The sequence below is a fragment of the Parasphingomonas zepuensis genome (assembly GCF_036663735.1).
GTDB lineage: Bacteria > Pseudomonadota > Alphaproteobacteria > Sphingomonadales > Sphingomonadaceae > Sphingomonas.
In genome coordinates this window covers 44,641-68,122 of the sequence record NZ_JAXOJO010000008.1, presented here as the reverse complement: position 1 = coordinate 68,122, position 23,482 = coordinate 44,641, and the positions used below count along the sequence as shown (strand labels likewise).

General features: G+C 67.1%; 22 protein-coding genes. 7 read left to right on the top strand and 15 right to left on the bottom strand.

Features of this window, described 5'->3' with window-relative positions; all coding sequences use genetic code 11:
* Positions 1–7: 7 nt before the first annotated feature.
* From U1769_RS23045 to U1769_RS23015, 7 genes are all read right to left on the bottom strand, one after another.
* Positions 8–784 carry a sulfotransferase family protein gene (locus tag U1769_RS23045; RefSeq protein WP_332720448.1) on the bottom strand — a complete coding sequence of 259 codons (777 nt, stop codon included), beginning with the start codon at positions 782–784 and terminating at the stop codon, positions 8–10.
* Positions 781–1,668: a S8 family peptidase gene (locus U1769_RS23040; protein WP_332720446.1), complete on the bottom strand. Its 888-nt coding sequence runs from the start codon at positions 1,666–1,668 to the stop codon at positions 781–783. Before U1769_RS23040 ends, U1769_RS23045 begins: the two co-directional genes overlap by 4 nt.
* 34 nt (positions 1,669–1,702) lie before the next feature.
* Positions 1,703–3,889: a cyanobactin maturation protease PatG family protein gene (locus tag U1769_RS23035; protein WP_332720445.1), complete on the bottom strand. Its 2,187-nt coding sequence runs from the start codon at positions 3,887–3,889 to the stop codon at positions 1,703–1,705.
* A gap of 194 nt (positions 3,890–4,083) precedes the next feature.
* Positions 4,084–4,545 (bottom strand): hypothetical protein, encoded by a 462-nt coding sequence (locus U1769_RS23030; protein WP_332720444.1) that lies wholly within the window; start codon positions 4,543–4,545, stop codon positions 4,084–4,086.
* A gap of 207 nt (positions 4,546–4,752) precedes the next feature.
* A complete protein-coding gene (locus U1769_RS23025; RefSeq protein WP_332720443.1) occupies positions 4,753–6,054 on the bottom strand; it encodes an OmpP1/FadL family transporter in 1,302 nt (433 codons plus the stop codon).
* 44 nt (positions 6,055–6,098) lie between these two features.
* The gene (locus tag U1769_RS23020) at positions 6,099–6,515 is read right to left on the bottom strand and encodes a DUF2147 domain-containing protein (protein ID WP_332720547.1); all 417 of its coding nucleotides are present in this window, start codon (positions 6,513–6,515) and stop codon (positions 6,099–6,101) included.
* 300 nt (positions 6,516–6,815) lie between these two features.
* Positions 6,816–7,937, bottom strand: coding sequence for a phosphatase PAP2 family protein (locus tag U1769_RS23015; protein WP_332720441.1), 1,122 nt, complete (start codon positions 7,935–7,937; stop codon positions 6,816–6,818).
* Positions 7,938–8,148: 211 nt separating this feature from the next.
* On the opposite strand from U1769_RS23015, the gene U1769_RS23010 reads away from it, so the two are divergent.
* Complete coding sequence (locus U1769_RS23010) at positions 8,149–8,553, top strand: hypothetical protein (protein ID WP_332720440.1); 405 nt, start codon at positions 8,149–8,151, stop codon at positions 8,551–8,553.
* Positions 8,554–8,563: 10 nt separating this feature from the next.
* Here U1769_RS23010 and U1769_RS23005 read toward each other — a convergent pair whose 3' ends face one another.
* Positions 8,564–9,127 carry a TetR/AcrR family transcriptional regulator gene (locus tag U1769_RS23005; RefSeq protein WP_332720439.1) on the bottom strand — a complete coding sequence of 188 codons (564 nt, stop codon included), beginning with the start codon at positions 9,125–9,127 and terminating at the stop codon, positions 8,564–8,566.
* 90 nt (positions 9,128–9,217) lie between these two features.
* On the opposite strand from U1769_RS23005, the gene U1769_RS23000 reads away from it, so the two are divergent.
* Positions 9,218–9,904, top strand: a complete 687-nt coding sequence (locus U1769_RS23000) for a glutathione S-transferase family protein (protein WP_332720438.1) — start codon at positions 9,218–9,220, stop codon at positions 9,902–9,904.
* Positions 9,905–9,962: 58 nt separating this feature from the next.
* On the opposite strand, the gene U1769_RS22995 is transcribed toward U1769_RS23000, so the two are convergent.
* The 3 genes from U1769_RS22995 to U1769_RS22985 all read right to left on the bottom strand — a co-directional run bounded on the left by U1769_RS22995 (position 9,963) and on the right by U1769_RS22985 (position 14,887).
* The gene (locus U1769_RS22995; protein ID WP_332720437.1) at positions 9,963–12,359 is read right to left on the bottom strand and encodes a TonB-dependent receptor; all 2,397 of its coding nucleotides are present in this window, start codon (positions 12,357–12,359) and stop codon (positions 9,963–9,965) included.
* A gap of 227 nt (positions 12,360–12,586) precedes the next feature.
* Positions 12,587–14,206, bottom strand: coding sequence for an alkaline phosphatase D family protein (locus tag U1769_RS22990; RefSeq protein ID WP_332720436.1), 1,620 nt, complete (start codon positions 14,204–14,206; stop codon positions 12,587–12,589).
* An 81-nt stretch (positions 14,207–14,287) separates the two neighbouring features.
* Positions 14,288–14,887, bottom strand: coding sequence for a YdeI/OmpD-associated family protein (locus tag U1769_RS22985; RefSeq protein WP_332720434.1), 600 nt, complete (start codon positions 14,885–14,887; stop codon positions 14,288–14,290).
* Positions 14,888–15,061: 174 nt separating this feature from the next.
* On the opposite strand from U1769_RS22985, the gene U1769_RS22980 reads away from it, so the two are divergent.
* The 3 genes from U1769_RS22980 to U1769_RS22970 all read left to right on the top strand — a co-directional run bounded on the left by U1769_RS22980 (position 15,062) and on the right by U1769_RS22970 (position 16,481).
* On the top strand, positions 15,062–15,589 hold the full coding sequence (locus U1769_RS22980) for a DUF3617 domain-containing protein (protein ID WP_332720432.1): 528 nt from the start codon (positions 15,062–15,064) through the stop codon (positions 15,587–15,589).
* 90 nt (positions 15,590–15,679) lie between these two features.
* Positions 15,680–16,021: a hypothetical protein gene (locus tag U1769_RS22975; protein ID WP_332720431.1), complete on the top strand. Its 342-nt coding sequence runs from the start codon at positions 15,680–15,682 to the stop codon at positions 16,019–16,021.
* Positions 16,022–16,052: 31 nt separating this feature from the next.
* Entirely contained in the window at positions 16,053–16,481 is a 429-nt protein-coding gene (locus tag U1769_RS22970; RefSeq protein ID WP_332720430.1) for a lysozyme inhibitor LprI family protein, read from the top strand.
* Between the two features lies 1 nt (position 16,482).
* On the opposite strand, the gene glpX is transcribed toward U1769_RS22970, so the two are convergent.
* The 4 genes from glpX to U1769_RS22950 all read right to left on the bottom strand — a co-directional run bounded on the left by glpX (position 16,483) and on the right by U1769_RS22950 (position 19,884).
* Positions 16,483–17,448: a class II fructose-bisphosphatase gene (glpX, locus tag U1769_RS22965; protein WP_332720429.1), complete on the bottom strand. Its 966-nt coding sequence runs from the start codon at positions 17,446–17,448 to the stop codon at positions 16,483–16,485.
* 185 nt (positions 17,449–17,633) lie between these two features.
* Positions 17,634–18,401 (bottom strand): glutaminyl-peptide cyclotransferase, encoded by a 768-nt coding sequence (locus U1769_RS22960; protein WP_332720428.1) that lies wholly within the window; start codon positions 18,399–18,401, stop codon positions 17,634–17,636.
* A complete protein-coding gene (gene dapD / locus U1769_RS22955; RefSeq protein ID WP_332720427.1) occupies positions 18,398–19,222 on the bottom strand; it encodes a 2,3,4,5-tetrahydropyridine-2,6-dicarboxylate N-succinyltransferase in 825 nt (274 codons plus the stop codon). Before dapD ends, U1769_RS22960 begins: the two co-directional genes overlap by 4 nt.
* Complete coding sequence (locus U1769_RS22950; protein WP_332720426.1) at positions 19,219–19,884, bottom strand: pyrimidine 5'-nucleotidase; 666 nt, start codon at positions 19,882–19,884, stop codon at positions 19,219–19,221. Before U1769_RS22950 ends, dapD begins: the two co-directional genes overlap by 4 nt.
* Before the next feature lie 137 nt (positions 19,885–20,021).
* Here U1769_RS22950 and U1769_RS22945 point away from each other — a divergent pair, with 137 nt between their 5' ends.
* Positions 20,022–22,370 (top strand): S8 family peptidase, encoded by a 2,349-nt coding sequence (locus U1769_RS22945; RefSeq protein ID WP_332720425.1) that lies wholly within the window; start codon positions 20,022–20,024, stop codon positions 22,368–22,370.
* A gap of 107 nt (positions 22,371–22,477) precedes the next feature.
* On the top strand, positions 22,478–23,476 hold the full coding sequence (locus tag U1769_RS22940; protein ID WP_332720424.1) for an LLM class flavin-dependent oxidoreductase: 999 nt from the start codon (positions 22,478–22,480) through the stop codon (positions 23,474–23,476).
* Positions 23,477–23,482: the final 6 nt, after the last annotated feature.

Genomic DNA, 23,482 nt, shown 5'->3' with positions numbered 1-23,482 from the left:
ATCGCATTTAGAAAATGGCAGCCGCCCGGGTTTCGTGCGCGCGCGCGATGGCCAGCTTTGCGCGATAGTGTTCGAAGGACGCGATATCCTTGGCGAAGAAGCGCGTCAGCGCCGCCCGGCCCCACAGGCGCGTGGGGCGGGGAGGGCCCTGGTTGATGCGGCGGTCGTTCGCGATGCGGATGCCGAGGCCGGCGTTGAGCAGATCGAGCGACTGGTCCATCAGTTCGACCACGCCGACCATGTCGTGCTGGTCCAGATTCTTCGGCAGATAGAAAATCTCGTCGATCGGGCCGTAGATCGTGCCGTCGCGATCGAACCGGATCTGGCCGTCGCAATCGAGGAAGTGGCGGACGAAGCCCGCCAGATCCTGGCTGAACAGCGCGACCATCTCCGGATAGCGCTCACGGTAGCGCACCCGGCCGGTGCCGACGCCGGACTGGGCTGGAGGGCAGGTGAGATGGTGGTTTCCGTAATAATAAGCCGAGTAGAAGCGGTCGACCGGGTGGCGGATGAAGGTGAAGGAATAATCGCCGGCCACGTGTTGAAAACGCTCCGCGGCGAACACGCCGAAGGAGAAATCGATCTTGCGCAAATGGGTCAGATCGAAGCGGGACAGCGGCTCGCCCGCGGGCTCGAACAGGATCGGCAACTGGCCGGGCGGCTGCACCGAAAGGAGCTGCATCGGTTCGTAATATTGCTTCGTCCGCTTGCGCCGCAATTCGGCCAGCAGCTTGACCGTGAGGAAGCGGCGGGCGGCCTTGGGCAGGCTGTGGAAGACGATCATGCCGCCACCCCGGCCGATGGATGGCGCCGTTCGAGCCAGGCGAGGCTGGCGGCGGCATCGAGCAACGGCGGGACGATGCTGCGGACCCGGCGGGGATCGAGCAGCAGCGCCTCCCGCAGCCGGGCCGCCGGAAGCCGCGGATGGAGCGCGCGCAGCAGCGCCAGCGTGCCGGTGACGAATGTGGTGGCGACGCTTGAACCACCCATGATGCCAGCGCCGTCCGGCGCCACCGCGCCGCGCACGCCGGAAGGAGCGCGGAGGCCGCGGCGGCCGATGCCGGGCCCGAGGTTGGAGCGCAGATCGATCGCGCCGTCGGCCAGGCAGGCGGCGACCGGGATCACCCAATCATGCGCGAAAAGCCAGACCGGCCCGAGCCGCCCCTGATTGCCCGAGGCAGCGACGAGCAAAGTGCCGGTCGCGCGTGCGCGATCGCATGCCTCGACCATTTCGGGGATCGGCCGCGGGCTGCCGGCAGCGATGCCGACGCTGAGATTGATCACATCGGCCCGGGCATCGATCAGGCGGTGGATCGCCGCCGCCAGCAGCGCCGGATTGACCGCGGGAGCGCCTGCCCCGGCCGGCAGATCGGCAAAGACCGGGAGGCTGACCAGCGTTGCCTGCGGGCAGATGCCGTGGATGTCGAGCGCGCCGTTGCCGACCAGCAGGCTGGCGAGGAAAGTGCCGTGCCGGCAGCCGATGCTGTCGGCGAGCAGGCAGCGCGCGCCGTCCCCATCTCCGGCGGGTGTCTCGATCCGGGCGGTGGCGAGCGCCGGGTGGCTGCCCTCGACCGCGCCGTCGATCAGCCCGATCCGCACCCCCGCCGCGCCGCCCGCCCGGTCCATCAGGCGATCGAGCCGGGCCAGCGCGAACGCCGGCCGGGTCACCGGATGGCTCCGGCATGCGGCGCGGCCAGCACGATCAGTCCTTTTCGAAGACGGGGCGCAGCGCGCTCACCATGAAGGGGAACATGCCAGTGACGTCGACGCGCGCCGCGTAGAGCTCCCGCACGTCGGTCTTGCGGCTGACGAAGCGGAGCGTGACATCGACGAGGCGGCGCTGTGACCGAGTCGAGACCGGGCTGATCCCGACGCCCTGCAGGCTGAGATCGCGGCCGTAATTCTCGACCACCAGGCTGTAGATCGCGGGATAGCGCATCGCGAGATAATTGACCGCGCGGTGTTCGTCGAGATCGCCGACATTGTCGATCAGCTGCGTGATGCGGTTGAGCAGATCCTTGCCGGCGGCGACCTGGCCCTGATCGAGCGGCAGCGCCTTCACGAATTCGTCGATGCTGAACGAATAGATCTTGCTGGCGATCACCGTCGGCAGCGACAGCCCGCCACAGGCGCTGGCCGGGATCGACAAGGCCGAGCGCGAGCCGATCAGCACATTGGTCGCGCCGGGATCGGAGCCGAGGCCGAGCGAGCCTATCAGCTCGGCCAGTTCGATGCCCGATTTCGGCAGGATCGTGAACGTCTCGACCCCGCCGACACTGAACACCCAGCACATCTCGCGCGCGATATAGGCGTTGTCGGGCTGGCTCAGCACCTGATGCAGCACTTCGCGATCGGACAGGTTCACGGTCTCGGTCGAGCGGACGACCTGGGCCAGTTCCTTCTCGATATCGATCGACGGGAAGCGCGCGTTGATCCGGCCGATCGCATAGACATGGCCCGGATCGACCGGCCCGTCGGCGCAGCTCGCGCAGCCGCATCCGCCGGAACCGGCGGGGCTGGCATGATCGCGCGTGTCGCTCATCGGCGCGATGCGCGGGTCGGCATCCTGCGTGGCATAGGTCATTGATGGTCCTCCTTCGGATGGTCGGGATGAGATGGCGGTTGGCGTCATGGCGGCAGCGGGGCCGTCCGCCGCGGAACCCGGCGGGATCGTGAGGAAACCCTTGCGGACGAGTTCGCCGGCAAGCCCGGCGCGTTCGGCCGCAGAGGCGAGACCGGGGATCGCGCCGACCGCGAATCCGTCGGCGGTGGCGAGGAAATCGAGCGCCGGGCGCGCGGCGAGCGGGCGCCTGACGCTATCCTCCAGGAAATGCAGTACTGCCTCGTCGGCCGCGATCTCGACCGCGGCGACGAGGCCGGTGCGACGGCGCAACCGGGTTGCCTCGCCGAGGGCCGCGGCGCGATCCAGCGCCGCCCAATAGCCGTCCGGAACGGGCTCCTGTCCGCCGCGATAGCGATCGTGCCAGAGCGCGATGCCGCGGGCGAGATCGAACTCCCCACCGACCCGCGCCACCGCTTCGGGGGCGGCGGCAAGATCGTGCGTGCCGGTGCCGTCCGCTGCAAGGACGAGCGGGATCGCGGCGCGCAGCCGGTCCGAATCCAGCGCGTCGCGCGCGAGCGCATGCTCGGTCGCGTCGAGCCAGGTAAGGCCGTGCAGCGCGACGGTGAGGTGGAGGGATATCTCCTCCCGGTTGACCACTTCGTGGCCGAAGCCGCGCGGGACATAGAGGAGATCGCCGGGGCCGAGATCGAATTCCTCGATGAACGGCCCGGCTTCCCAGCTGTCCGCGGCGGGCAGCGCCCGTTCGGCGAGCTCGATCATGCGGCGGACGGGGTGCACGCGGTTGCCCGGCCCGAACAGGCGCCAGCGCTTCGTGCCGTGGAGCTGGAAGATGAAGAAGTCGTGGGTGTCGTAATGCTTGGGATAGGCCTGCCCGTCCGGCGGGGAGAGATAGGCATTGGTGGTGACCGGGCAGGCGAGCGCGCGTTCCAGCTCCCGCGTGACGACGGCCATGGCGGGCAGGCGCTTGTGCAGCCCGTGGATGACGATCGCCTGGCCCTGTTCGAACGCCCGGTAGAATTCGGTGACGGGCGGCGCCTTGTTCATCTCGTCCCGGCCGCGGAACTGGAGATCCACGCCCTCGCCGCTTTGGGACAGGCGGTATTCGCCCGGGCGCAGGCGCCCGGCATAGAGCAGGGTGTCGATGTCGGCGAGCGACAGCAAATGCTGGTAGAACAGCGGCTGACCGCGGCGCACGAGCAGGGGCCTGTCGCCCCAATAGCCGGACAGGAAATCGGCCGGCGAAACGTCGTGCAGCAGCCGCCGCAGCGTCATTTCGTCGGGAGTCGGGCTGAGATCGCCGCTCATGCCGGTGTCCGATGCGACTGGCGCGGGCGCAGATAGGGAAGCGACGCGACACGCATTGGTCTCATCCGCACATGAAGGTGATGACAGGAGCCCCGCGGCGCGGGCCATGCCCGCGCCGAAAGCAGATATGCCGGGCGGGTGCCCGGGGCCGTGACGGCGCCGATCAGGCGCGCGTAAGGCGTGGCGCGGGGGCGTCAGGTGCCCTTGCAGACGTCGTTGAGCATGTTCCCGACATTGCCGCCTTCGGAGCAGACCGTCTTCATCAGCGGATAGAAAGCGGAGACGACCGTGGCGCATTTGACGGCACCGCCGGAATCCGTTCGGTTCGACTCGATGCATTTCTGCACCATCTGGGCGTAACTTGCATTCGGGCTTCGGCCGTCGCAGCGCATGAACTGGCCGATCCAGGAACTGCAGGCGAAGCCGCGCGAGCCGCTGCCGCCCTGCATGTTGCTGATCACGTCGCCGAGCCCGTTCATCGCGGCGCGCGCCGCCGCGGACATGCCGTCCTTGATCGCTTCGATCGCCTCACGGATGAAATCCAGGAACTGCGGCTCGACCATGCCGTCCGATTCCACGAGGAGGCTGGGGCCGCCATAATAAGCCGAGGTGCTGGGCGCGAGGCTGTTGGTGGCGGTGAAGCCGGGCATGCTCATGTCGTCGATCCCCCTTTCGGCCGGTGCTTGGCTGAACTCATCCTCCGCCATCGGCCGACCGGCGGGGATGCCGCACTTTCATGCTGTCCACAGGCGCTTCCTAGCCGCGGAAAAGTCGTTACGGGGCCGGCACTGCCCCAACATGGGTAGTGCCATAAATGGGGGTAATATCGCGGGGACCGGGGCCTGCCCGATCCCCGCCGACGATCAGAAGGTGACGCGGCCGCCCAGCGAGAGGACGACGGCGTGCGCGTTGCGAATCTCGCCCGAGGTGAGGATCGGCGTCTGCGCCGCGGTGCCGACATAGGCTGCGGTGTTGCGGTCGATGCTCTGATCCTCGAACGACACGTAATTCGCGCCGGCATCGATCGCGAAGCGCGAAGTCAGTTTGTAGCTGGCGCCCATGCCGTAGTTCCACCGGTTCGAATCCGGCACGCGGGCATCGCGGTCGCCCGTTTGAGTCGGCGTCTGGCCGCGCTGGACACCGGCGCGCACCGTCAGCCGGGGCGTCGCTTCATAATCGACGCCGCCCGCCACGCTGAGGCTGTTGCGGTAGAGCTCCGGGATCGCCGCATTAAGCGGGGCGCCGAGCCGGATCGCATCGAAATCCGCCCAGGTGAAGCGCACTGCCTGCGCATTGAGGGTCACCCGCGGCGCGACCTTCAGCCGGGCGCCGACGATGATCTGCGCCGGCGTGCTGAAGCGCGCCTCGATATCCGATACGGTCCCGTTCGAGCCGGCGAGCGGGCCGACCAGGCCGCTGATCGTGACGTCCCCCTTCAACGTGTGCTTGATGCCGGATTTATAGGCGATGCCGACGGTCACGACATCATTGTGGAGCTGCACGCCGGCGCTCCAGCCGAGATCCCAGCCATTGCCCTTCAGCTCCTGCCGTCCGTCCGGCAGCGTGGCGAGCACGTTGGGCAGCGCATTGCTGAGGGTCGCATCGGTATATTCGACGTTCAGCGCCGCGCCGACGCGCAGCCAATCAGTGAGCGCGACACCGATCGACGGCTGGATATCGATCGTGAGCAGCTTGGTGCGATCGGCCGAATAGCGTGCCCAGCTGTCGGAATCATAATCGGTGGTGAAGCTGTAGGGCGAACTGACGGCGAGGCCGAACGCCACCCGGTCGCTCAGCGGAATCGCGATCGCGCCCGACGGGAGCACGCCGTTGGAAATGGGATTGCGCGATTCCGACTGGCCGCCGACCGGCGCGAAGGGCTGGCCGGGCCGGGCGATCAGCGTGCCGGTGTCCACGACCTGGCTGCGCGGGAGGATGGCGGCGGCGGCGACCACCGCCTCGGCGTCGCTAGTGCCCGCGATGGCGGCGGGGTTCCACCAGAGCGACGGCGCCCCGGTATCGGCCACTTCGCCCGAAAAGGCACGGCCGGCGCCGCGCGCGGACTGTTCCTGCAGATAAAAGGCCTGGGCATGGGCCGCGCCCGCGCCGGCGAACACCGCGCCGAGGGTGGACGCGGTGAGGAGGGAAGTCCTGAGATATGACATGATGGTATTCCTGTAAGCAGTACGCACCGATGGCCGGGATGGGATCAGCCCACTCGGGTCCAGGTCTGGGTCTTGCAGAACGGCTTGAACACGCAGCCGCGCAGCTTGAGTTGGTTCGCGCCGGCGAGGGTGATTTCGGCGTTATAGGTCTTGCCGTCCTCGGCATTGTAGATCTTGCCGCCGTACCAGCCGCCGTCCTGCTGTTTGAAGCCGCCGAGGATCTGGAGACCGCGCAGCGGCCGGTTGCGCAAACTTGCGTCCGGATTGCGGGAATCCTTGAAATTCGGATTGGTGCGCAGCGCATCCGAGGTCAGCACGCGGCCGCAGATCGACGGACCGCACCGCGCGATCTCGACGATGCCACCGCGGGTCTCGGTCTTCCAGCGGCCGACCACTGCATCGGGTTGTGGCGCCGCCTGCGGCGCGCCGGCGAGCGCGAGGGCGGCGAATAGGGAAATCATAACGCGATCTTTCGTGTTGCCGCGACCGCCGGTTCGCCCGGCGCCCGCGGTGCGTTGCCCGTTCATCGATGCGTCAAAAGGCGTCGGAGGGCCCGGCGGATTTTGGCGTAGCCGTCAGCGGCGATGCCCGTTTGCGATTTGCAAAGCGCGCGAAAGCGCTTCCGGGTCCAATGCCCGGATCATTTCTTTTCCACAATGCGACGAGCCGAGGGACGGCTGGCAAAACGGGGGCTGGCAGGAACGGGGCTGGCAGGAACGGGGGCTGGCAGGAACGGGGCCGGAAGGAATGGGGCAGTCCGATCAGCCCGGCGATATCGCGACCGGGGCGGCGAGCACCGGCGCGCGCCAGGACAGGGCGAGCCAGCGCCCGTACAACAACCCGTCGACCAGTCGGCCCGCAGCGACCCAGATGACGATGGCTGCCAGCGCGCCGGTGATGCTGTCGATCGCATAATGCCAGTTGAGATACACCGAGCCGATCGCGATCAGCACGGCATAGCCGCTCATCAACAACCCGACCGTGCGGTTGATGCGGAAGCTGGCGAGCGCGAACAGTACCGCGAGCGCGTTGTGGACCGATGGCATGCCGGAAATGCCGCCACCCATGATCAGCACCGGCCTGTTGTAGCTGGTCAGGAGCATCTGCTTGATCTGGACCGAGGACAGGATCTCCCCGTTAGCCGCCTGGTGCGTTGCGAGGATATGGTTGATCCGCACGAAGGGCTCGGCGCCGACGGGACCGACCAGCGCGTCATAGAAGCAGGGCCCCGCCGCCGGCACGAGATAGGCCCCGACCGCGCCGAGCAGGATCCAGATCCCGACATAGGCCGTCATATATTGCGCACGGGTGCGCGAGCCAGCGCACAGGGCGACCAGCGCGACACCGATCGCCATGGGGAAGAACCAGGCATGGTAGATCGTATCGAGCATATACGTGACGGCGGGGCTGCCGATCTTGTCGTGCAGCCACAGCCCCGGATCGACCCCGAACAGGCGCCGGTCGACCGCGGCGAGCCTGGCGTCGAAGTGAAAGCCGGCCTGGGGCAGGATACGCTGCTTGAACGCGTTGAAGCTGGCCATCAGCAGCGGGAACAGCAGCATCGGCCACAGCAGGGCGAACAGGCCGCCTTCCCGCAGCCGGCGGCGCAGCGCCGCGCCAGTCGCCTGGCCCGGTGCGCCGGCCCAGCCGCTGGCGACGCCGGCGCGGCCGAGCTGCCACGCCGTGAAGCAGACGATTGCCGCAAAGGCGAGCACGATCGTCATCTGGAGATACCCGCTCAGCAGCGCGGCGAAACTGGCGAAGGCGATGCCGCGATGATCCAGCACATAGGCCATGAACACCAGCACCACGGCCAGGTTCAGGGCCGCGACCAGGCGTTCCCGGCGAAGCGGCGCGGGAGCGGAAGTGGCGGAGGCGGGCATAGCTCCGCGCTTCGCATAACAAGGTTAATAATTCCTGATCTCCGACTGCGCGTCCGGGCGGCTTTCGCTGCCGCAGGCGCCCTTTCGGTTGGGGCGGATCATACTTATGTCTAGCTCGCACCCGGCGCCGTGCCACCCATGTTGTGGGGCGGGCATCGCCGCGACCATCGGATCGCGCCGGGGCCATTCATCTGGAAAAAGGCAGATCACCATGCGCATCCTTTCCTCCTTCCTGCTCGGCGCGGCCCTGATCGGTTCGGCGGTGCCGGCGTTTGCGGCCGAGCGCGACACGGCGCGCGGCGAGGCGGCGCTGGCCAAGGCGCTGGCCGGGCGCGTCGCCGAGAAGCCGGTCAGCTGCATCAGCCAGATCGGCATCAGCTCCAGCCAGATCATCGACGGCACCGCGATCCTCTACCGCGTCGGCAGCAAGATCTACGTCAACCGCCCGCGTATCGGGGCCGACTCGCTCGACGACGACGCGATCCTGGTCAGCAAGACCCAGGGCGATCAGTTGTGCAGCCTCGATTCGATCCGGTTGCTCGACCAGGGATCGCGGTTCGAGCGCGGCTTCGTCACGCTGGGCGACTTCGTGCCCTACAGCAAGGCGCCGAATTGAGCCGGGGCGCCTAGGACGGGATCAGGCCGGCGGCGCGGTAGCTGTCGATGATCTCGTCATAGACGGCGATGTCGCCGCGGCTGCGCGCAGTGAGCTGCGCACCGCCGATCGCGGCGAAGATCGCGCGTGCCCGCCGTTCGGCCGCGGCGGCGTCACCGGCCGGGTCGGCCGCGACCAGCACCCGGGCCAGCCAGGCGATGTTGATATCGGCAAAGCCCTGCACCTCGACCCGCACGGCCTCCGGCAGATCGTCATATTCCGCGGCCATGAAGCCGCACAGGCACATGCGGTTGTCGTTTTCCAGGGCCAGGCGAAATACCGCGGCGTATTGCTGCAGGCATGCCGCCGGATCGGGCGTTTCGACCCATAGCCGATCGAGCGTGGCGGCGGCGTCCTCGGCATAGCGCCGGGCCAGAGCCGCGCCGAGATCGCCCTTGGTCGGGAAATGATAATGGATGCTGGCGCTCTTCACGCCGACGGCGCGCGCGAGCTCCCGGAAGCTGAGGCCGTTATAGCCATGGGCCTGAGCAGTCGTCCGGGCAACGGCCATGATCGTTTCGCGCGTATCCAGCATGGGGTTCCTTACACCGATCGCAGACTGGCTTGACAGACCCGGCGTCGTTATCGCTATACCGCACCTATCTACTGATAGATAGGGAATCATATGAAGCTTCATGATCGCCAGGGAACACCCAATGCAGCGCGCATCCGCATCGTGCTTGCGGCCAAGGGTATGAACGACGACGTCGAGTTCGTCAGCGTCGACCTGATCGCCGCCGAGCAGAAGCAGCCGGCGTTCCTGGCGCTCAACCCGATCGGCAAGACCCCGCTGCTCGAACTGGAAGACGGGCTGGTGATTTCGGAATCGACCGCGATCACCGAATATCTCGACAATCTCGACGGCGATCCGATCCTGACGGGGCGGACGCCGCGCGAAAAGGCGATCATCCACATGATGCAGCGCCGTGTGGAGATGCTGCTGCTCGAGCCAGTCGACGATTATTTCCATTACGGCACGTCCGGGCTCGGCCCGGCGCTGCGGCCGTGGCGCAAGCCGGACTGGAGCGGCGCGAAGGAATGGGGCGAGCGGCGCGGGGCCGAGGCCGTCGCGAACCTGCCCTATTTCGACGCGGTGCTGCGCGAGCGGCCTTTCCTGGCCGGCGAGACCTTCACCATGCCCGACATAACGTTGTTCGCCAGCCTCGTCTTTGCCGCCGCGGCCGGGTTGCCGATCGCGCCGGAACTGACCGCGCTTGCCGCCTGGCGCGCGCGCGTGGAGGAACTGCCCGCGGTGAAGGATCGCAGCGGCCAGACGCTGCTGCCCGAGGATCTCGCGCGGCTCAGCGGCTGACCGGGCGCGGTGATCCGTCCGGACCGGGTGATCCCGGTCCGGACGAAGCGCCCGCGATTCAGAGGCGTACGCGCGCGGTGAGGCCGTAGGTGCGCGGGTTGCCGGGATAGCCCTGGATGATGCCCGTCGACTTCGTATAGCCGAGCAGGTTGATGTAATAGGCCTTGTCGAACAGGTTCTCGACCCAGATCTGCAGATCGAGCTTGTCGTTCATCAGCAGCGTGCCGACCCGGGCGCTGGCCAGGGCATAGCCCTTGATCTCGGCCGCCGGATCGAGCGTGATCGTGGTGTTCTGCTTCGAACGCCAGTTGATGTCGACCAGGCCGTAGAGCTTCGCATCGTCCGTGATGCGATGCGTGTAATCGGCGGTGAAATCCGCGGTCCATTCCGGCGCCCATGCCACCTGGCGACCGGTCAGGTCGCAGGTCAGCGCGGTCGACTGGCCCGGGCAGACCGAATTGTGGAAGGACGAATAGACCGCCTTGTCATAGGCGACGAAGCCCTTGGTGTGGAATCCCGGGAACAGCCAGGTCTGCGCTTCGAGCTCAATGCCCTTCGACGTCAGCGAGCCGACATTGGCGAGGAACTTCAGCGCTGTGTTGCCGACGCCGACCGCCTGGTTCGCCTGGTAATCGCGCACCTTGGTGTGGAAGGCCGTGAGGTTGAGCAGGATCTTGCGATCGAAGAACTCGCTCTTCACGCCGATCTCGAAATTGTCGGCCGTCTCGCCCTTCACGGTCTGCGCGGCGCCCAGTGCGATCGCCGAGGCGACGCCCGAATCCGGGTTGGTCGAGTTGTAGGGCAGCAGGTTGAAGCCGGCCGATTTGTTGCCGCGGGCATATTTGCCGTAGACGAAGACATCGGGCGTCACCCGGTAGTTGACGCCGATCTCGCCCGACAGCGAGCTGTCTTTCAGGCTGGTATCGACATGGCCGAGCTGAGCGTTGGCGCCGCTCGGCGACAAGGCCCTGAGCTGAGCGGTGGTCAGGCCGCCGGGGTTCGACGCGACGACGCCGTCATAGAGCTGTGAGCGGCGTTCCCAGGTCTGGCGCAGGCCGATATCGATGGCGAGGCGGCGCGCCTCGTCGGGATGCCAGGTGACGTTGCCGAACAGCGCGTCGGTATCGGTGTGGAACACCGCCTGGCTGCGGAAGCCGGCGCCGGTCAGCTGAGCGGCATAAGCGCCCTGCGCCCAGGTCTTGCCGCCGAGCGTCGGGAACTGGGTGGCCGACGGGTTGGCCGCCCAGATATTGTACTGCGTACCGAAGCGGACCCGCGAATCCACCTGCAGGCGCTGGCGGCTGAGGAAACCGCCGACCGTTGCCTCGATCGGCTGGTCCTTGGGGCTCGACCAGCGCAGCTCCTGCGAGAACTGATGTTCCTTGTTGCACGAGCCGTAATCGGCAAGCGCATCGAGCTGGGTGTAATCATTGTCGTTGTTGGTGAAGCAGGACCAGGCTTCATAGGCCGTGATCGAGGTGAGATCGCCCAGTTTGCCCAGGCCTAGATCGATCTGCGCGCTGCCGGAATCGAGCTTGGTCTTCGCGTTGAGCGGGCTGTCGATGTTGATCAGCCGGTCCTCCGCATTGGAGGTGAGCAGGGTGTAGCCCGCCGCCGTCATGCGCGCCTGCAGCGCGGCCGGGTTATAGACCGAGAGGATCACCGGCGAGATGGTCGGGAAGCTCTGCCGCCCATGCGTCCCGATCAGGCGGATCGAGAGATTGTCGGTCGGCGTGGCGAGGATCTGGCCGCGCAGGCCCCAGCCCTGACGGGCATTCTGATCCTTGCCGTTGAATATGTTGTGATAGGTGCCGTCGCGATCGCTGTAGAAACCGGACAGGCGCACCGCGAGCTTGTCGGCGATCAGCGGGCCGGTGACGCTCGCCTTGAATTCGTGGAAGCCGAAATTGCCGACGCTGGCCTCGGCCGTCGCGCCGAGATCGAAGCTCGGCTTCAGCGTGTTGATGATCACCGCGCCGGCAGTGGTGTTCTTGCCGAACAGCGTGCCCTGCGGGCCGCGCAGCAATTCCACATCGGCGATGTCGTTGAAGTCGCTCGACACCATGCCCTGGCGGCCGGTGTAGACGCCGTCGACGAAGATGCCGACCGATCCATCGATACCGTCCGTGTTGAAGCCGTTGTTGCCAATGCCCCGGATGCCCAGGTTCAGCTGCTTCGGGTTGGTGAGGTAGACCGAGAAGGCGGGGAATTTCGACTGGAAATTGGTGAAGTTGACGAGATTTTGCCGGGTCAGCTCGGTCGCGGTGATGACGGTTACCGGGATCGGCACCTGCTGGACATTCTCGGTCCGCTTGCGCGCCACGACGGTGATATCGGCCTGGCCATCGGCGCCGTCAGCGGGCGTTTCGTCGGCGGCGGGCGCCGCAGCCGCGGCGGATACGGGGGTTTCGGCCTGCGCGATCGAGGCGAAGGGCAGCAGGCTGGCGGTGAGCATCAGAAAACCGCCGAGCTTCCTGGTCGAGCGCGAAGAAGATGAAGAAATCATCAGGTATAACCCCCAATTTTGTGATGGCGCGGAAGCACGGTTCCTCAATCTCGCAAATGGAGTTGAAGAGTTACACGTTGGACGTGTTTATATGTGCGTGCGGCCGTCTTGCCGTTGGGAGGCCGTTATGATGGTTTCGTGTATCTATTGTGACAAAGTGTTGCTGGTTTCATAAATTATATGGCCTCGGCATGCAGCCCCGGCTGACCGGGCTGGAGCGAGAAGCGCGCAATGTCCGCGATCGACGAATTCTCCAGCCGGGAATCGGCGAGCCCGCGAAAGACCACGCCGCCGCCGCGCGGCGTAAGATCGACCCGGCCATAGCCGCGCACCGCTTCCTCGGCGAAACCGATACCGTCAGCCTGGGCCATCCGCTTGAAGTTGCCGTCATTCGACAGCGAGCTGATCGATCCGCCGACGAACTCGGCCGCGATCGGCGGACCGTCGGGCCTGGCCGGATCGCGGATGTCGGCGGCGGCGAAGGCATGGATATCGCCGCCGAGCGCCAGCGGGTTGCGCGTGCCTGCCTCAGCCCAGCGGCGGAAGATCCGGTCTCGCGCGGCGGGGAAGCCCGACCAGCTATCGGCCGAATATTGGTTGCCGCGCTCGGGATGCGCCGAATCGATCCGCGCCTGCTGATGCATCAGCGTCTGCTGGGCCAGGATATTCCACTGCGCGCCGGTCTTCCCCAGCCGGTCCATCAGCCAGCGCTCCTGCGGCGCCCCCAGCATCGTCCGGCCGGGATCGCCAAGTTCCGGGCAGGCATCGATCAGGCTGCGATATTTCAGGTGGCTGGCAGCGAGTCCCACCGGCTGACAGGCCGGCAGCCCGCGATATTGCCGGTCGTCGAGGATCTGGAACTGCGCGAGGCTGCCCCAGTCGAGCGTGCGGTAAAGCTGCATGCCCCGGCCGTTCGGGCGGGAGACGCCGCGCAGCGGCTGATGTTCGTAATAGGCCTGATAGGCGGCCGCGCGCCGGAGCAGAAAGGCAGCGGGATCGCCGTTGTTTTCGTCCCGCGCGCTGCCGTAATCATTGTCGACTTCGTGATCGTCCCAGGTCAGCGCCCAGGGTGCGGCGTGATGTGCCGCCTGGAGCAACGGATCGAGCTTGTAGGTGGCGTAGCGGGCGCGGTAGCCGGCGAGATCGAGCGGTTCCGGATTCTGGTGCAGCCGGACCGCGTCCTTCGGGTTCGGCGCGCCTTCATAGATATAGTCGCCGAGGAACAGGATCAGATCGGGATCGTCAGCCACCATATGGCGATAGGCGGCATAATGGCCTGCCTCATATTTCTGGCAGGAACCGAAACAGATGCGCAGGCGATCGACCTGAGCGCCGGCGGCGGGCGCGGTGCGGGTGCGGCCGACCGGGCTTGCCTCGCCGCCCGTGATGAAGCGGTAGAAATAGGGCCGTGCCGAGCGAAGCCCGGTGACCTCGACATGGACCGAATGGCCGAGCTCGGCGCGCGCCACGGCGTTGCCCGAACGGACGACATGGGCAAACCGCGCGTCTTCTGCCACTTCCCAGCGCACCGGAACGGCGGCGGCCGTCATTCCGCCATCGGCGGCCAGCGGCTCGGGCGCCAGCCTGGTCCACAGCACGACCCCGTCCGGCGCCGGATCGCCCGAGGCGACGCCAAGCGTGAACAGACGTTGAGGAAGCCGGGCGGAGCCCCGCGCCCCGATCGACAACAGCGCCGCGGCTCCCGCCCCCGCCAGAACCGACCGGCGGGAAATGCCGGAAATCGGCACGGCTGCCGACTCTTCAGTCGACTCTGGGCCGACTCCAACGCTGTGCATGATATTCCTTCGCCTTTGTGGCGGCCGCCATCGGCCCGGAATATTGCGCGTCGATGACAGTAGCGCGCGTCTCCGGGGACGTTACCGCTCGCGTTGCGGGTAGATCGTCTCGCCGCGCTTCAGCATCTCGACAAAGGTCGCGATCTTCCGCTTCCGGCCGACCTCGGTCTTCATGTGGTGTGTGCGAAAGGCGAGGGCGAAGCGGTTCTGCTCGGTCAGTTTCGCGAGCATCGCCTTGGCCCCCGGCTCGGCGTCGATCGCTGCCTGCAGATCGTCGGGAATCTTCATCCCCTTGCCGCTGCCGTAAGCATTGTCCCAGCGGCCATCGGCTTTGGCCGCCTGAACCTGCCTATGGCCGTGTTCCGTCATGCGGCCCTCCTCCGTCAGGCGAGCGACATTGTCGATGTTGATCTTGCTCCAGATGCTCTTCGCGGTGCGCGGCGTGTAGCGTTGGAGATAGCTGGTCTCATCGAGCCCCTTGCGGATGGCGTCGATCCAGCCCCAGCACAGCACCACGTCGATCGCCTCCTTCGGGGTGATCGACGGGAGGCCGGAGGCGACCTTGTGGATCTTGATCCACACCTCGTCAGCGCTGGCGTGATGCCGGCCGAGCCAGGCGTAGAACTGCTCCGCATCGCTGAATTCGTGAACCTTTTCGGGATCGACTCGCACGGGCGCCATATGTCCTCCTGATCCGGTCGTTGCCGGGTGGCCGAGATAGCAGAGCCGGCGCGCAGACGTATCCGGACGATACAAAAATGCCGATTTTTTCTTCGGTCTTTTTCCGTCCACCTGCGTTGGTGCGGGGCGCCCGGCGTGCCGGGTGCGACTGGATGAACGGCAAAAGGATAACGGATGTACGCGAACAGGATGATCCTCATGGCTGCCTCGGCAAGCCTTCTCGCGCTGGGCGCGTGCTCCGGCAAGAGCGACCATGCGGCGGGAAATACGGCCGCCGGCACTGATGCGGTAGCTGCCGTATCGAAGATGCCCAAGGCCGGCTTGTGGAAGATGACCGTTACCGCAGCCGGCATGCCGCAGCCAGTCAAGATGGAAGTCTGCATGGGTGAGCCCGCCGCTGGCAGCAATCCGTTCGCACCGCCGGCACAGCCCGGCCAGAATTGCTCCAAGAACCTGGTGAGCCCCACGGCCTCCGGCTACGCGATCGACATGGAATGCGCGTCGAACGGGATGACGATGGCGATCGCCGGCACCGTCAGCGGCGATTTCGCGTCGAGCTATCGTACCGAGCTGACCACCAAGATGAGCGGCCCGAACCTGCCGCCCGCCGCGCAGACGCCGATCAAGTCGTCGGTTGAATCGACGTATGCGGGCGCATGCCCGGCCGGCATGAAGCCGGGCGAATCCAGGCAGGGCGCCTGATCGGCCGCCGCCCAGCCGCGCCCCCAGGGTGCGGCCGGGCGGCGATCCCCGCGGGGTGCGGCCCCGCGCTGACGTTTTTTGAGGATATGCATGAAGAAGAACCCGTTGATCCTGATCGTGCTGGGTGTGCTGATGCTCGTCGCGGGCGCCGTCATGAAGCTGAACGGCGGAGCGCCGGGGGCCGATGCCGCTACCACGGCGCGCTGCCAGGAGCGGATGAAGGACCAGGGCCTCGAGATGCTGCGACGGTGCGACGAAACGGCGTTCGCCACCGCCATGACGGCGACCGATGCCGATGCCGCAGCCCGCGCGATCAGCGCTGCCAACAACGACGAAGTGGGGAGCAACGCGCTGGCGATGTTCCTGATCGGCCTGGGGATCGTCATGACGATCGGCGGCGTGCTGGTGGCGCGGCGCCGCGGCAATATCTGACGGGAGGCTGGGTATGAGCGGAAACGGAACGATGCGGTTTATCGGGAAGGCATCGGCGCTGGCCACGATCCTGCTTGCAGGCGCTTCGGGAGCGGCGGCGCAGCGCGCCGATCCGACCGCGACAGCGCTGAACCGCTGCCTGAGCGCCGCCGCCAATGCATCGACGGCGGGCCAGACCGGGTGCGAGGCGAGCGCGCTGCGGTCCTACGACCAGCGGATGAACGTCGCTTATACTGCCCTGTTGCGCGGCCTGCCGGCCGGCGCCGCACAGCAACTCCGCCGATCGCAACGCGCATGGCTGGCGTTTCGCGACGCCGAGCGGAGTGCGATCGGCGGGATCTATGCGACCCGGCAGGGCACGATGTATGTGCCGATGCAGGCGGGCTCGGCCACCACGCTGACGCGGGACCGCGCTCTCCAGCTGGAAACCTATCGCCGCGTGATGGCGATCGAGCCCTAACCTAGAGGCGGTGCTCGCCCTTCACCCAGCGCACAGTGCCCGAGCTTGCGCGCATGACAACGCTCTCGGTCGTCATCACGCCGGCCTTGCGCTTCACGCCAGCGAGTAGCGATCCGTCGGTCACGCCCGTCGCGGCGAAGATGCAGTCGCCCTTGGCCAGTTCGGTCAGGTCATATTGCTTGTCGAGATCGGTCACGCCCCATTTGGCAGCACGGGCGCGCTCGTCATCGTTACGGAACAGCAGCCGGCCCTTGAACTGGCCGCCGACGCAGCGGAGCGCAGCCGCGGCGAGCACGCCTTCCGGCGCGCCGCCCGAGCCGAGATAGATGTCGATCGTGGTGTCGGGGTTGGTCGTCGCGATCACGCCGGCCACGTCGCCGTCGCCGATCAGCATGATGCCGCAGCCGAGCGCGCGCAGCTCGGCGATGAGCTTCTCGTGGCGCGGACGATCGAGCACGCACGCGATGATGTCGCCGGGCTCGACGCCCTTGGCGGCGGCGACCGCCTTCACATTCTCGGTCGGGGACTTGTCGAGATCGATGATGCCTTCGGGATAGCCCGGGCCGACCGCGATCTTGTCCATATAGACGTCGGGCGCGTTGAGCAGGCCGCCCTGTTCGGCGATGGCAAGCACGGCGAGCGAGTTCGGCCCGGCGGTGGCGCAGATCGTGGTGCCTTCGAGCGGATCGAGCGCGATGTCGATCTTCGGGCCGGTGCCGATCGCCGAGCCGACCTTTTCGCCGATGAACAGCATCGGGGCTTCGTCGCGCTCGCCTTCGCCAATCACGACGGTGCCGTCCATGTACAGCTCGTTCAGCGCCTCGCGCATCGCCTCGACGGCGGCGGCATCCGCCGCCTTTTCGTCGCCGCGGCCGACCAGCTTCGATGCGGCGATCGCCGCGGCTTCGGTGACGCGCACCATTTCGAGCACGAGAACGCGGTCGAGGACCTTGCTGGCGGTGGTCATGTGGCGTGGATTCCCCTCAGATGATGCGGGCGGGATAGGAGGGGCTTGTGACGTTGTCGAGACGCTAGCTACCGCTTTATTCCCAGTCTGCTTGCGGGAAGGGCGGCAGGGCAGACCTTTTCGGGCGTTTGTCTTGAACAGGCCTTCCCCGGCGGCCGTCCGCGAACGGAAAGGTGAAGGCAGGATTATCCTTTGGGTGGGCTGATTTCGAACAGGCTGGGCCATTCCTTGCCGGTGACGTACAGATGCCGGCCCTTCTCGTCCCAGGCGATGCCGTTGGGCACGGCTTCCGGATCGGTCGCGGCGACCGTCGCGATCAGGGCGGAGAGATCGATCAGCCCGATGATATGCCCGTCACCCGGATCGATCCGGGCGATGAACCGCGTCCGCCAGATATTGGCGAGGATCTCGCCATCGACATATTCGAGTTCGTTGAGCTGATCGAGCGGCCGGCCGTTCACGGTGACGGTGATGCGGCGGCGTTCCTTCATCGTTGCGGGATCGAGGAAACGGAGCTGTGCCGTGCCATCCGACATGATGACGGCCGTACCGTCAGTGGTCAGCGCCCAGCCTTCGCCGGGATAGCTGAACTGCCCCAGCTTGCGGAAACCGTCGAGCGACCAGCGAAAGCCGATATGATGCTGCCAGGTGAGACTGACGATCTGCCGGCCGACCGGTGTGATGCCCTCGCCGAAATAGGGCGGCGGCACGGTGACGCTGCGCAGGACCTTGCCGGTGAGCAGATCGACCTTGCGGATCGAGGACTCGCCGACCTGCCCGGTGCTTTCGTAGAGAAAGCCGTCGCGGTAGAAGAGCCCTTCAGTGAAGGCGGCCGGATCGTGCGGCAACGTACGCACGATCCGCGCGGAATCGATCGGCAACCGCGTGTCGGGCGCCGGCGGCGCGGGTGCGGCCGCCAGCAGCAGAACCAGACAGGCGAGCGCCCGGATCAATCCCGCAACAGCTCGTTGATGCTGGTCTTCGAGCGGGTCTGTGCATCGACGCGCTTGACGATCACGGCGCAATACAGCGCCGGCTTGCCGCCGCCGCCGCCCAGGCTGCCGGGGACGACGACGGCATAAGGCGGCACTTCGCCGCGAAACACTTCGCCGGTCGCGCGGTCGACGATCTTGGTCGAGGCGCCGAGATAGACACCCATCGACAGCACTGCGCCCTCGCCGACGCGAACGCCCTCGGCCACTTCCGAGCGTGCGCCGATGAAGGCGCCATCGCCGATGATGACGGGATCGGCCTGGAGCGGCTCGAGCACGCCGCCGATGCCGGCGCCGCCCGAGAGATGGACGTTCTTGCCGATCTGGGCGCAGCTGCCGACCGTGGCCCAGGCATCGACCATCGTGCCTTCGCCGACATAGGCGCCGATATTGACGAAGCTCGGCAACAGGATCGCGCCCTTCGCAATGAAGGCGCCGCGGCGCGCGACGGCACCGGGGACGACGCGGATGCCGGCCGCGCGGAACTCGGCCTCGCCCCAGCCGGCGAACTTGGACGGCACCTTGTCGAATGCGGGGGAGCCGGCTGAGCCGCCATCGATCAGCGCGTTATCGTTGAGGCGGAAGGACAGGAGCACGGCTTTCTTAAGCCATTGGTTGACTCGCCAGCCGCCATTGCCGTCCGGCTCGGCGACGCGAGCCGCACCGGAATCAAGCTGGGCGAGCGCTGCCTCCACCGCATCGCGCACTGCACCGGTCGTGCCGGTGTTGATCCCGTCGCGCGCGTCCCACGCTGCCTCGATCGTGCCCTGCAAGTCGCTCATGCCCCCTCCAAAATCTCTTCCAGCCAGTGCCGGATGTCGTGTGTCGTGAAATCGATATGATCACGGTCCATATCGGCGGTCTGTTCCGAGCCGTTGTCGACCCAGACGGTCGTCATGCCGATCGCCTTGGCCGGCTTCAGGTTGCGGGCCATGTCCTCGACGAACAGGCTTTCGCGCGGATCGATGTCGAAGGCGGCGCACAGCCCGGCATAAGCCGATTCCTGCGGCTTGGGCTTCAGGTCCATCGCGTGGATATCGTGCACTGCCTCGAAGCTCGCGCCCAGGCCGAGCCGGTCGAGCACGCGGCCGGCATAGGGCGTGTCGGCATTGGTGAAGACGATCTTGCGCCCCGGCAGCTTCGCGATGGCGGCAGCGAGCGGGAGGTTCTCCTCGAGCACGTCCATCTCGATATCATGGACGAAATCGAGGAACTGGTGTGGATCGACGCCGTGATCGGCCATCAGCCCGGCCAGGGTGGTGCCGTGGCCGTGGAAATAGCCCTTCTGGATGCGGCGCGCCTCGACCAGATCGCAGCCGAAGCGTTCGGCGATATAGGCGCCCATCTTGAAGTCGATCTGATCGAACAGCCGTGCACTCGCCGGGTACAGCGTGTTGTCGAGATCGAAAATCCAGTTGCGGATAGGTGCGAGACGCGCGAGCATGGCGGCCGAGGCTCTAGGCCCGCACTGCGCCCGGGGCAAGGCGGGGTTTGGAGCGGTTTAAGGCGGGTCGGGGGGCATCGCCATCGGGGCAGTGGAAAGCACGGCGCGGCGCCGTTTTCCGAACAGAGGGGAGCCGCATGGCGATCGTGACCAGGCAGCGATTGCTGCGCTCAGCCGGCCTTGCCTGCCTGTTCGCCGCGGCGGGCTGTGGCGGCGGGGGAGGGGGCGGCATCGGCAACACGCCCACGCCCCCGGTGACGCCGACCCCGACGCCCCCCGCGACGCCAACGCCCACACCTGCGCCGACTCCCACACCCACCAGTGCCGACACGGCCGAATATCGCGCGACGGTCGGCGCTGTATCGGCCAATGCGCTGGCCGCTTATAACCGCGCGGCGACCGGAGCCGGCATCACCGTGGGCGTGATCGACAGCGGCATCGACCTGCAGAGCGCCGAGTTCGGCAGCCGGATCGACCCCGATTCCGCCTCGACCGCCGGCAACGGGACGGTCGATGACGAAGGCGGCCATGGCACCGCGGTGTCGTTCACGATCGCCGGCCGGCGCAACGGCGCGGGCACGCACGGCATCGCGTTCGACGCAGCGCTGATCGTGGCGCGGGCCGATACGCCGGGCAGCTGCGCCGATACATCCGACGATGGCGGCTGCTCGTTCGAGGACGGGGCGATCGCGCGTGGCCTCGATCTGGCGCGGAACAACGGCGCACGCGTCGTCAACATATCGCTGGGCGGGGAGGCAGCGAATGCCACCCTGATCGAAGCGATCAACCAGGCGACGGCTGCGGGGATCGTCATCGTGATCTCGGCCGGCAATGATTTCGAGGACCATCCCGATCGCGCGGTCAATCCAGACCCCTTCGCGCAGGTCGCCAACCTCGCCCAGGCGCGGGGCCTGGTGATCATTGCCGGATCGGTCGGCGCGAACGATGCGCGGACGCCGGGCGGCGACGCGATCTCCAGCTTCAGCAACCGCGCCGGCAACAGCGTCGCGCATTATCTGGCGGCGGTGGGCGAGCATGTGCGTGCGCCGGACGAGAAGGATACGCCGCTGCTGTGGAGCGGCACCTCCTTTTCTGCACCGCAGATCGCCGGCGCCGTCGCGTTGCTGGCGCAGGCCTTTCCAAACCTGACCGGCGCGCAGATCGTCGAGATCCTGTACATGTCGGCGCGCGACGCCGGTGCGATCGGGGACGACGCCGTCTATGGCCAGGGCGTGCTCGATCTGACCGCCGCCTTTTCGCCGCTCGGCACGAGCTCGGTGGCGGGCACGCATTCGGTCGCGTCGCTGAACGTCAACGCCACACTGTCGGCCCCGATGGGCGATGCGCGCCAGGGCGGGCTGGGCGCAGTGATCCTCGACGGGTTCAGCCGCGCCTTTGCGATCGATCTGGCGCGGACGATCGACCGCAGCGGCCCGTCGCGGACGCTGGGCGGGGTGCTCGAATCGCGGCAGCGCAGCTTCTCGGCGGGGCTCGACGACGACACGGTCGTCGCGCTGACCATCGCGCCGGCGCAGACCGGCGCCAGCGTATTGCGCATGACCCTGCACAGCGGCGATGCGGCACGCGCGCGGGCGATCGCCGGGATCGTGACGAAGCGGCTGGGCAGCGATGCGGCCTTCGCCATCGGGTTTGCCGAGGGTAGTGCAGCGCTGAGCGCGCGCCTTGCCGGACGGGTGGAGCCGGCCTTTCTCGTCGCGCGCGATCCGGTGCAGGGCCAGGGCTTCGACAGCAGCATCACCGGATCGAGTGCGATCCGCCAGCAATTCGGGGCGATCGGCCTGACCGCGGCGATCGAGCGCGGGGACGTGCTGACGCGCGACGCGGACCGGATGCCGGCGCTGCAGGGCCGTTACCTGCGTTATGGCTATGACCGGGCCGCAATCACGATCGATCGCCGCTTCGGCGGTTTGCAGCTGGGGCTGACGGGCACGCGGCTGGCCGAACGGGATACCGTGCTCGGTGCGCGCTTCGGCGATGCGCTGGGCGGGACGCGCGGGACGAGCTGGTTCCTCGACGGCACGGCCCGATGGGAGATGGGCGCCGGCTGGAGGCTCGGCGGATCGCTGCGCCGCGGCTGGACGCAGGCCGAGGTGCGGGGCGGGCTGACCGGACGCGGGTTCATCCGGACCAGCGCCTTTGCCGGCGATATCGGCAAGGCCGGGGTGTTCGGCCGGTTCGACAGCGCCGGGCTGCGTATCGCCCAGCCGCTCCGCGTCGCGAGCGGGGGCATCGACCTGCGGTTGCCGACCTTTTACGACTACGACACGCTGCGCGTGACCGAGTGGACTACCCAGCGGCTCAACCTCGCGCCGACCGGCCGCGAGATCGATCTGGAAGCGCGCTACGCGCTGCCCTTCCTGGGCGGCGCCGTCCAGAGCAACCTGTTCTGGCGCAGGGACCCGGGCAATTTCGCGACACTGCCCGACGATATCGGCGGGGCGGTGCGCTATTCGGTGACGTTCTGATCGTGCCACGCGGGACGAAGGAATATGTGCGCCGTGGATAGCTTTGATTGGCCGGGCGGCGGGATTGGGGGCTTCCACTGGCCGTCAGGCCACCCCATCTTGCTCGCATGACAGCCTATTCCCTGCTCGATCTCGTGCCCGTCGTCGAAGGCGGCACCGTCGCCCAGTCGCTAGCCAATGCCGCCGATCTGGCGCGCCATGCCGAAAGCCTCGGCTTCAGCCGTTACTGGGTGGCCGAACATCACGGCATGGCGGGCATCGCCAGCGCGGCGACCGCGGTGGTGATCGGCCATGTCGCGGCGGCGACGGAGACCATCCGGGTCGGGGCAGGGGGCATCATGCTGCCCAACCATTCGCCACTGGTGATCGCCGAGCAGTTCGGCACGCTCGATGCGCTGTTCCCCGGCAGGATCGACCTGGGCCTTGGCCGCGCGCCGGGATCGGACCAGATCGTCGCGCGCGCTTTGCGCCGCAATCTGGAGAGCGATGCGAACGCCTTCCCGCGCGACGTGGTCGAACTGCAGAGCTTTTTCGCCGATGACGGCCGCACCGGCATTCGCGCGACCCCCGGCGCCGGCGCCGACGTGACTTTGTGGATCCTCGGATCGAGCACGTTCGGGGCACAGCTCGCGGCGATGCTTGGGCTGCCTTATGCCTTTGCTTCGCACTTCGCGCCTGACTCGCTGAAGGACGCGATCGCGATCTATCGCCGCGAGTTCCGCCCTTCCGCGGCGCTGGCCAAGCCGCATCTGATGGCCGGGTTCAACGTGTTCGCGGCCGATACCGATGCCGAGGCCGAATTGCTGGCGAGTTCCCAGCAACAGGCTTTCGTTGCGCTGCGGACGGGCAATCCGGGCAAGCTACGGCCGCCGGTCGCCGATTATCGCGCCAGCCTCGGGCCGCAGGGCGAGCGGATCCTCGACCATGTGCTGCAATGTTCGGCAGTCGGCAGCCCGGCCAAGGTGGCGCGGGAGATCGCCGCGTTCGTGGAGCGGACCGGGGTCGACGAACTGATGATCGCCAGCTCGATCTACGATCATGAGGCGCGCAAGCGCAGCCTGACGATCACTGCCGAGGTGATGCAGGAGTTGAAGGTAGCGGCCTGAGATTCC